General features: G+C 73.0%; 8 protein-coding genes and 1 pseudogene. All 9 read right to left on the bottom strand.

Annotated features, from left to right (window positions below; all coding sequences use genetic code 11):
• Positions 1-119 precede the first annotated feature (119 nt).
• On the bottom strand, positions 120-983 hold the full coding sequence (gene htpX, locus AB0O00_RS21150) for a zinc metalloprotease HtpX (protein WP_363653975.1): 864 nt from the start codon (positions 981-983) through the stop codon (positions 120-122).
• A gap of 116 nt (positions 984-1,099) precedes the next feature.
• Positions 1,100-2,719: an NADH-quinone oxidoreductase subunit N gene (locus AB0O00_RS21145; RefSeq protein ID WP_363653978.1), complete on the bottom strand. Its 1,620-nt coding sequence runs from the start codon at positions 2,717-2,719 to the stop codon at positions 1,100-1,102.
• Position 2,720: 1 nt separating this feature from the next.
• Positions 2,721-4,334: an NADH-quinone oxidoreductase subunit M gene (locus tag AB0O00_RS21140; RefSeq protein WP_363653974.1), complete on the bottom strand. Its 1,614-nt coding sequence runs from the start codon at positions 4,332-4,334 to the stop codon at positions 2,721-2,723.
• 56 nt (positions 4,335-4,390) lie between these two features.
• The gene (locus tag AB0O00_RS21135) at positions 4,391-6,469 is read right to left on the bottom strand and encodes an NADH-quinone oxidoreductase subunit L (RefSeq protein ID WP_363653973.1); all 2,079 of its coding nucleotides are present in this window, start codon (positions 6,467-6,469) and stop codon (positions 4,391-4,393) included.
• Positions 6,466-6,837 (bottom strand): NADH-quinone oxidoreductase subunit NuoK, encoded by a 372-nt coding sequence (nuoK, locus tag AB0O00_RS21130; protein ID WP_363653971.1) that lies wholly within the window; start codon positions 6,835-6,837, stop codon positions 6,466-6,468. The genes AB0O00_RS21135 and nuoK overlap by 4 nt, the downstream gene beginning before the upstream one ends.
• The gene (locus AB0O00_RS21125) at positions 6,837-7,541 is read right to left on the bottom strand and encodes an NADH-quinone oxidoreductase subunit J (RefSeq protein ID WP_363653969.1); all 705 of its coding nucleotides are present in this window, start codon (positions 7,539-7,541) and stop codon (positions 6,837-6,839) included. Before AB0O00_RS21125 ends, nuoK begins: the two co-directional genes overlap by 1 nt.
• Positions 7,538-8,098 carry an NADH-quinone oxidoreductase subunit I gene (locus tag AB0O00_RS21120; RefSeq protein WP_363653967.1) on the bottom strand — a complete coding sequence of 187 codons (561 nt, stop codon included), beginning with the start codon at positions 8,096-8,098 and terminating at the stop codon, positions 7,538-7,540. Before AB0O00_RS21120 ends, AB0O00_RS21125 begins: the two co-directional genes overlap by 4 nt.
• Positions 8,099-8,171: 73 nt before the next feature.
• Positions 8,172-9,125: an NADH-quinone oxidoreductase subunit NuoH gene (nuoH, locus tag AB0O00_RS21115; protein WP_363653976.1), complete on the bottom strand. Its 954-nt coding sequence runs from the start codon at positions 9,123-9,125 to the stop codon at positions 8,172-8,174.
• A gap of 2 nt (positions 9,126-9,127) precedes the next feature.
• Positions 9,128-9,745, bottom strand: a pseudogene (locus AB0O00_RS21110) (NADH-quinone oxidoreductase subunit C); the annotation flags it as partial.

The raw sequence follows: 9,745 nt of genomic DNA, 5'->3' as shown, positions 1-9,745 counted from the left end.
ACCCACAGAGTCGGCAGTCGGAAAATCATCCAGCCCCCGGAGCGGCCACCCCCCCAGCCCCCCCCGGCACCCACCCTCCCGAGAGCCCACAGAACCCCAAGCCCCGCGCAGCGGAACCCTCAGCCCCGATACCCCGCCATCCGCTCCAACCGAGCAATCCGCTCCCCCATCGGCGGATGCGTCGAGAACAACCGAGCCCCAGCCTCCCCCGGCCGGAACGGACTGGCGATCATCATGTGACTGGCCGTCTGCAGCTGAGGCTCCGGAGGCAGCGGCAGTCGGCGCGTACCCGCGTCCAGCTTCCGGAGCGCACTGGCGAGCGCCAGCGGATCCCCCGTGATGCGGGCACCGTCCGCGTCGGCCTGGTACTCGCGGGAGCGGCTGACCGCGAGCTGGATCAGCCCGGCCGCCAGCGGTCCGAGGATCATGATCGCGAGCATCCCGAAGAGGCCGGGCCCGTCGTCGTCCTCGCTGCGGCCGAAGGGGATCAGCCAGGCGAAGTTCACCAGGAACATCACCACGGAGGCGAGCGCCCCGGCGACCGACGAGATCAGGATGTCCCGGTTGTAGACGTGGCTCAGCTCGTGGCCGAGCACCCCGCGCAGCTCGCGCTCGTCGAGCAGGTGCAGGATGCCGTCCGTGCAGCAGACCGCGGCGTTGCGCGGGTTGCGGCCGGTGGCGAAGGCGTTGGGGGCCGGGGTGGGCGAGATGTAGAGCCGGGGCATCGGCTGGCGGGCCGAGGTGGAGAGCTCGCGGACGATCCGGTAGAGCTGGGGCGCCTCGATCTCGCTGACCGGCCGGGCCCGCATGGCCCGAAGGGCGAGCTTGTCGCTGTTCCAGTACGCGTAGGCGTTGGTCCCGACGGCGACCAGCAGGGCTATCACGAGGCCGGTGCGGCCGAAGAAGCCGCCGATCACCAGGATCAGCGCCGAGAGGCCACCGAGCAGGACGGCGGTCCTCAGTCCGTTGTGCCGGCGGTGCACGTCAGGCCCTCCAATGGCGCGGTGGGGAAGCCCTTTCTGCCTCGTCCCTCTTGCCCGGTCAACGGGCGGGGCCAGGGACCTTGTTCCCTTGTGACAGAGGTGACACCGCGCCCACCTCAGAAGAGGCTGCCCCCCGCCACCTGAAGGACGAGCTGCGGCGCAACCGAAAGCACCACGGCAGCCGAAGCGGTGAGCCCGAGCGTCGCCGTCAAACTGATCGGCAACCGACGCTCAGCATCAGCTTCACCCTCACCCTCCACCACCGGAGCCGGAGCCGGAGCGAACAGCCGAGCCGTCCAGAGCAGGTAGTAGTACAGAGCGACAACCACGTTGACGGCCATGACGACCGCCAGCCACCCCAGCCCCGCGTCGACCGCCGCACGGAACACCACGACCTTGCCGAAGAGCCCGATCACACCCGGCGGCAGCCCCGCCAGGCAAAGCAGGAAGAACGCCAGAGCGAGCGAAGTCCAACGGCTCCGCGCGAACAGCCCGCGGAAGTCGTCCACGCTGGTCCCGGCCCGCCGCCCGACCGCCGCGACCACGCCGAACGCACCGAGGTTCACGACGCCGTAGATCAGCGCGTAAGCGGCCGTCGCACCGAGCGGGTCGGCGGCGGTCGGCGCGTACCCGGCGGCGGCCAGAGGCACCAGGAGGTACCCGGCCTGGCCGACGGAGGACCAGGCGAGCAGCCGGACCGCGCTGTACCGGGTGTCGAAGCGCTGGCGCAGCGCGCCGACGTTGCCGACGGTCATGGTGACGGCGGCGAGCACCGCGAGCACCAGGCCCCAGGTGTGGGCGTACGGGCGGAACGCCACCGTGGTGGCGAGCGCGAGGCCGGAGAGGCCGGCCGCCTTGCCGACGACCGACAGGTAGCCGGCGACGGGCAGCGGAGCGCCGGTGTAGGTGTCGGGCACCCAGAAGTGGAACGGGACGGCGGCCACCTTGAAGGCGAAGCCGACCAGGGTCAGGACGGCGCCCGCCTCGGCCAGCGGCTTGAGCTGCGCGGGGGCGTGCTCCAGGCCCTCGGCGATGGCGCCGAGGTGCAGACTGCCGCTGGCGGCGTAGACGAAGCCGACGCCGAGCAGCATGACGGCGGTCGCCGTGACGGAGGAGACGAAGAACTTCAGCGCGGCCTCCGCGCCCCGGCCGTCGCGGCGCAGCGCGACCAGCGCGAAGGCGGGCAGCGAGGCGACCTCCAGGGCGATCACCATGGTGGCGAGGTCGCGGGAGGCGGGCAGGAGGGCGGCACCGGTGGCGCTGGAGAGGAGCAGGAACCAGTACTCGCCGCCGGGGAGCTTCTCGCTCTCCACGGTGTGCGCGGACAGCAGCGCGGCGATCAGCGCGCCGCCGAGCGCGAGCAGCTGGAACACCAGGGCGAAGTGGTCCGCGACGTACGAGCAGCCTGCGTTGTCAGTGGCCCCTGCTACGTTCTGCGCACAGAACGTCGCCCGGGGTGATCCCCCGGTGAGGGGGAGGAGCGAGATGAGCGCGAGGGCGAGTGAGGCCGCGGTGAGGCGGCCGAGCCACTTCTTGTGGCGCTCGGGCAGGAAGAGGTCGGCGACCAGCACCGCGAGGGCGGCCACGGCGGCGATCAGCGGCGGTGCGATCGCCACCCAGTCCACGGACTGGATCAGGCTGCCCGCGTTGGGTACGGCGAGGGAGGTCACAGTGTGCTGCCCCGTGGAGTGAGGTCCGAGTTCGGCGAGCCGGGCTCCGAGCATGGCGCCGCGCATGTCAGCCACCTCCGAGAAGGTGCTTGACGGCTGGGTCGGAGAGGCCGAGCAGGAGCGCGGGCCAGAGGCCGGCGAGCAGGGTGAGGGCGGCCAGCGGCGTCCAGCTGACGGCCTCGTACGGGCGCAGGTCGGCGAGCTCGGCCACCGGCGCGGGCTGCTTCGGGTCGCCCATGCAGACGCGCTTGACGACGATCAGCAGGTACGCGGCGGTCAGGAGGGTGCCGAGGCCGGCCAGGACCATGTAGGTGACGAAGGCCGGGCGGGACAGGCCCGCCGCCGGGTCGAACGCGCCGAACATGGCGAGCAGCTCGCCCCAGAAGCCGGCCAGCCCGGGCAGGCCGAGGCTGGCGACGGCGGCGAAGGCGAGCAGGGCGCCGATCCGCGGTGCGCGGCCGTAGAGGGCGGCGCCGGTGCTGCCGGAGAGGGTGTCGAGGTCCGCCGTGCCGTAGCGGTCCTTGAGCGCTCCGACGAGGAAGAACAGGAGGCCGGTGATCAGACCGTGCGCGATGTTGGCGAACAGCGCGCCGTTCACGCCGACCGGGGTGAGGGAGGCGATGCCCAGCAGGACGAAGCCCATGTGGCCGACGGAGGAGTACGCGATGAGGCGCTTGAGGTCGCCCTTGGAGCCGCGCCGCGCAAGGGCCAGGCAGGCCAGCGAGCCGTAGACGATGCCGACGGCGGCGAACGCGCCCAGGTAGGGGGCGAGCGTCGTGGTGCCGTCGGGCACGACCGGAAGGAGGACGCGGACGAGGCCGTACGTGCCCATCTTCAGCAGCACGCCGGCGAGCAGCACCGAGCCGACCGTCGGGGCGGCGGTGTGCGCGTCGGGGAGCCAGCTGTGCAGCGGCCAGGCCGGGGCCTTGACCGCGAGCCCGATCATGATCGCCAGCGCGGCGGTCACCTGGGTGGTGTGGCTCAGGCCGCTGCCGTGCGCGGCGGCGAGGGCCTGCATGTCGAAGGTGCCCGCCTTCGTGCCGACCAGCAGGAAGCCGAGCAGCATCACGGCCGAGCCGAGCAGCGTGTACAGGATGAACCGGTTGGCGGCCGGCACCTTCGCCCCGCTGCCCCAGCGGGCGATCAGGAAGTACATCGGGATCAGCACGATCTCGAAGGCCAGGAAGAACAGGAGGAGGTCCAGCACCGCGAAGGTGGCGAGCATGCCGACTTCGAGGAGGAGGAACAGCCCGACGAAGGCCCGCGCCGACGGACGGTTCTCATCAGGCGCTCCGCCCCGGGGGTCCCCGTCCGGGAGCCGCTTCTCCGAGTACAGCGCACAGAGGAAGGTGAGCAGCGCGGTGAGCACGATCAACGGCAGCGAGACGCCGTCCACGCCGAGGTGGAAGCGCACGTGGATGGCCGGGATCCAGGACACGTCCGTGGTGGCCTGCATCCGGCCGGGCTCGCCGCGGTCGAACCCGGCCGCGAGCACGACGCTGAGCAGGAACACCGCGCCGGTGAGCACGGAGTTCAGCCGCAGCGCGCGCCGATCGGCGACGGCCTTGCTTCCGGCGACGGCCTCGGCTCCGGGGACGGCGGTCGGGCCGAACACCGGCGTCAGGGTGAGGGCCGCGCCGAGCAGCGGCAGCACCAGGAGGGCGATGAGGACCGCGTTCATCGTGGACTCCTACGTGCGACGGTCGGGGGGAGGGACAGGACGGGGAACGGCATCCGCTACACCGCCACCAGGACGGCCAGCAGGACGACGCCGGCGAGCAGCGCGCTGAGGTAGGTCTGCGCGTTGCCGGTCTGCGCGAGCCGGACGGCCCGGCCGAGCAGGTTGGCGCCGATCCCGCTGCCCTGGACGTAGCCCTCGACGACCTCGCGGTCGAGGAAGCGGACCAGCCGGGCCGCGGCGGCCACCGGGCGGACGAACAGCGCGCTGTAGAGCCGGTCGACGCCGAAGCCGTGCCGGGCGGGGCCGAACAGCGGGCCGAGCAGGGTGCGCCCGGGGTCGGCGACCAGCACCTCGGTGGCCAGTACCTCGGCGGCCGGCACCCCGGCCTGCTCGGGCACCCGGCTGGCCGCGGCCGGGGCCGGGCGGCCCGCGCCGAGCCGTGCGGTGGCCGAGCGCCAGGCGCCGTACGCCAGCAGCGCGCCGACGACGGCGAGCCCGGTGCCGGTGACGGCGGTGACGCCGGACGGGCGGAGCGAGCCGCCGTCGAGCAGGGCGGGCAGCCAGTCGGAGCGCAGCCCGGCGATGCCGAAGGCCATGGTCGGGACGGCCAGCACCCACAGCGGCCAGCGCATCGCGTGCGGTTCGGCGGTGGCCGGGTCGGCCTCGTCGAGCTCGGGCGAGTACGGCGCGTCGGCCTCGTGGTCGGCCACCGGCACCGGCGCCGCAGCCGCGGCAACGGCTCCGACTCCGGCTCCAGCAACGGCCCCGGCCGGGCTGTGGAAGGCGATCAGGAAGAGCCTGGTGGCGTACGCCGCGGTGAGCAGCGCGGTCAGCGCCGCCGAGACCAGCACGATCCACCCGGCGGCCTGCGGCACCGCCGAGGCCGGGCCGAGCCCGTTGGTCATGGCCTCGCCGTTGGCGGCGTGCTCGGCGGCGGTGAGCACCGCCTCCTTGCTGAAGAAGCCGGAGAACGGCGGCAGCCCGGTCAGGGCGACGAGGCCGATGCCCATCGTCCAGTAGGCGTCCGGCACCCGCTTGCGCAGCCCGGGGATCCGCGACATCGCGGAGATCGAGTTGGTGTGCGCGGCGTGGATCACCACGCCGGCGGCCAGGAACAGCAGCGCCTTGAACGCGCCGTGGCTGACCAGGTGGAACACCGAGGCCTCGCGGTCGCCGCTGGCCAGCGCCCCGGCCATGTAGCCGAGCTGGCCGACGGTCGAGTAGGCGAGCACCCGCTTGAGGTCGTCCTGCGCGAGCGCGCACAGCGCCGAGCCGATCATCGTCACGGCGGCCATGACGGCGAGCACGACGAGCGCCGCCCCCGAGAGCAGGAACACCGGCAGCAGCCGGGCGACGAGGTAGATGCCGGCCGCGACCATGGTGGCGGCGTGGATCAGCGCGGAGACCGGCGTCGGGCCGGCCATCGCGTCCGGGAGCCAGGTGTGCAGCGGGAACTGCGCGCTCTTGCCGGCGACCCCGGCGAGCAGCAGCAGCGCGATCAGCGTCGGGTGGCCGAGCTTCCCGTCGGTGGCGGCGGCCAGCACGTCCGGGATCCGGAAGCTGTGCGCGTCGGCGCCGAGCAGGAAGATCCCGAACAGGAACGGCACGTCGCCGAGCTTGGTGACCAGGAAGGCCTTCAGCGAGGCCGAGCGGGCGTCCGCGGTCTCCCAGTGGTGGCCGATCAGGAAGTACGAGCAGATGCCCATGACCTCCCAGCCGACCAGCAGCACGATCAGGTCGCCCGAGTAGACGACCAGGAACATCGCCGCGGTGAAGAGCGAGACCAGCGCCGCGTACGAGGGGTAGCGCGGGTCCTCCTTCAGGTACGCGGTCGAGTAGACCTGGACGCAGGTGGCGACCAGGCCGACCAGCACGGAGATCAGCGAGCTGAAGCCGTCCAGGTGGAGGGCGAGTGCGATGTCCGGGCCGCCGGTCGGGGTGAGCCGGGTGGCGGCGTCGAGCGCCTGGCCGGTGCCGAGCTGGAGCGCGACCACGAGGGCGAGCACGGCCGAGGCGGCGACCGGCACGATCGCGAGCGGCCGGGCCAGCCCGGGCGCCTTCTTCCCGGCGGCCAGGGTGGCGGCGGCACCGAGCGCGGGCAGCGCGGGGACGAGGACGGGCAGGGCGAGGTTCATGCGGTGGCCTGGCCCTTCAGCGCCCCGGCGCCGGCCGGTGCCTCCTCGGCGAGCGACTCGGCCGGGTCGCCGAGCGCGGTGGCCCGGTCGATGTCCGCGGTGCCCCTGGCCCGGAACAGCAGCAGGACGATGGCGAGCCCGAGGCCGACCTCGGCGGCGGCGATCGTGATGGTGAACAGCGTGAGCGCCTGGCCGGCGTGCAGGGAGTCCCGCAGCCAGGCGTCGAAGGCGACGAGGTTCAGGTTGACGGCGTTGAGCATCAGCTCGACGGAGATCAGGACCAGGACGGCGTTGCGCCGGGCGAGCACGCCGTACACGCCGACGCTGAACAGCAGCGCGGCGAGGACGACGGGGTAGGCGAGGTGCATCAGCCCTCCTGCTCAGAGGTCGACGGAGCCGGAGCGGCGGCCTCCGGTGCGGTGCGCGGAGCGGTCGCGGCGACCGTCCCGTTCGACCCGACCGGCCGCCCGGCGCGCAGCCGGCCGGCCCGCGGCGGCGGCACCCGGCGCTTGGAGCCGCGCGACAGCACGATCGCGCCGACGAGCGCCGCCAGCAGCAGCACGGACAGCGCCTCGAAGGGCAGCACCCAGGTGCGGAACAGGCTCGCCCCGGTGACGGCGGCCGAACCGCCGCCCGCGCCGAGGTCGATCCAGGAGGTGCGGAAGGCGTCGACGACCAGCGTCACGAGCGTCCCGGCGGAGGCCAGCGCGACTGCCAGGGCGACCCAGCGGTTCTTCGAGTCGGCGTCCGGCGAGCGTCCGATCGGCGCCTTGGTGAGCATCAGCCCGAACAGCACCAGGACGATCACCGAGCCGAGGTAGATCAGCACCTGCACCCAGGCGATGAACTCGGCGGTGAGCAGCAGGAACTCGATCGCGAGCCCGCCGAGCGCGACCACCAGCCACAGCGCGGCGTGCACCAGCTGCTTGGTGGTGACGGAGACGACGGCCGAGCCGAGCACGGCGATGCCGACCAGCAGGAAGACGATCTCCACGCCGGTCGGGGACAGGAACGAACGGGCGGCCGGCTCCAGGGGGCCGGTCGCCGCGAGCAGGGCGGCAGCAGCACTCATGCGTCGTCACCCTTCTCCTCGGAAGCGGCGGCAGCGGCAGCCGCGGCCAGCTTGTCCGCCGCCTTGCGCGCGGTGGCGATCTCCTTGGGCTCCTCGGCCGCCGGGTCCAGCGCCGGCGGCGCCGGAACGGTCCACATCCACTCACGGAGCCGGTCCCGCTCGTGGGTCAGCTCCAGGATGTCCGTCTCGGCGTACTCGAACTCCGGCGACCAGAACAGCGCGTCGAACGGGCACACCTCGATGCAGATCCCGCAGTACATGCAGAGCGAGAAGTCAATCGCGAAGCGGTCCAGCACGTTGCGGGTGCGGGCGCGCGCGTTCGGGTCGGCGGCCGGCAGCGTCTCCTTGTGGGAGTCGATGTAGATGCACCAGTCCGGGCACTCGCGCGCGCAGAGCATGCACACCGTGCAGTTCTCCTCCAGCAGCGCGATGACGCCGCGCGTGCGCGGCGGCAGCACCGGCTGCACGTCGGGGTACTGCGCGGTGACGCTCTTCTTCGTCATCGTCCGCAGAGTCACGGCCAGGCCCTTGGCGAGGCCGGCGCCAGGGAAACTCATGCGCCCGCCTCGCTTCGCTCGCCAGGGGCATTCGCCCGTACGCACCTATTGATGATTCGCTCACTTCGTTCACTCATGAGATCGCCACCTTGATGATGCCGGTGAGGGCGAGCTGGACGAGAGCGAGCGGGATCAGCACGGTCCACGCGAAGCGCATCAGCTGGTCCTCGCGCAGCCGGGGGTACGTCACCCGCAGCCAGATCACCACGAAGGCCAGCGCGAAGGTCTTCAGCAGGGTCCACAGCCAGCCGAGCTGGTCCGGCATCGGCCCGTGCCAGCCGCCCAGGAAGAGCACGGTGGTCAGCCCGGATACCACCAGGATGCCCACGTACTCCGAGAGCAGGAAGAGCGCGAAGCGCAGGCCGGTGTACTCGGTGTACGCGCCGAAGATGATCTCCGAGTCGGCCACCGGCATGTCGAACGGCGGGCGCTGGAGCTCGGCCAGACCGGCCGTGAAGAACACGAACGCGCCGATCAGCTGCCACGGGAGCCAGTACCACTGCCAGGCGTCCACGATCCCGGGCAGCGACAGCGTGCCGGCGGCCATCGCCACCGACGCCGCCGCCAGCACCATCGGCAGCTCGTAGGACATCAGCTGGGCGGCCGTGCGCAGACCGCCGAGCAGCGAGAACTTGTTCGCCGAGGCCCAGCCGGCCATCAGCTTGCCGATCACGCCGACGCCCATCACGGCCAGCACGAAGAACAGACCGGCGTCGATCGCCTGCCCGACGAAGCCGTCCGGCCCCACCGGGATCGCCAGCAGCACGAAGAGGTACGGCAGCAGCGAGACGGCGGGCGCCAGCTGGAAGATCCGGCGGTCCGCCCCGGCGGGGACGATGTCCTCCTTCTGCGCGAACTTCACGCCGTCGGCGACGAGCTGCGCCCAGCCGTGGAAGCCGCCGGCGTACATCGGGCCGAGCCGGCCCTGCATGTGCGCCATGACCTTGTGCTCGGTCTGGCCGATCACCAGCGGGAAGGTGAGGAAGACGACGAGCGTGGCGACGCAGCGCAGCACCGTGTCGAGCAGGTTCACGCGCCGTCTCCGTCCTGGCCGGCCGGGCGGGCCGACGGGTCGTCCTTCTTCTCCGCCGGGGCCTGCACCGCTTCGGCCGCCGACTCGGCCGGGGCCTGCACCGCTTCCGCCGCCGACTCGGCCGGGGCCTCGGTGGGCTTCGCGTCGTGCGCCGGCACGGGGTTGTGCCAGGGCGCATCCGACGACTGCGTCCGCGCGGGCGCGGGGCGCTCGGTCCTGGACGCGTCGGCCTTCGGCTCGTCAGCGGTCCCGGGCTCGCCGGCCGGCTGGCTGACCGACCCGTCCGACACGGACCGGGTCCGCCGCGGGCGGTCCGCCCGAACGGCCGGAGCCTCCCCGGCGGCAGCGGCCTCGGCGACGCCGGTCTCGGCAGCCTCGGCTCCCGCCTGGCTCGCCGACCCCTCCGACACCGACCGCGTCCGCCGCGGCCGGTCCGCCCGCACCGCAGGAGCTTCCCCGGCAGCACCGGCAGCAGCCCCCGCAGCAGCGGCCCGCGGCGTGCGCGCCGCCGCGCCCGCCGCCCGCGCACCGCGCGCGGGCCGCTCGGCGACCGGCGGCAGGGTGCCCTTGAGCGGGCCCCACTCGTTCGGGTCCGGCACACCGGCCGGCTGCAT

The sequence above is a fragment of the Kitasatospora sp. NPDC093558 genome (assembly GCF_040683475.1).
Taxonomy (GTDB): Bacteria; Actinomycetota; Actinomycetes; order Streptomycetales; family Streptomycetaceae; genus Kitasatospora.
The sequence above is the reverse complement of the archived record's forward strand: the minus strand, read 5'-3'. Positions and strand labels throughout refer to the sequence as shown.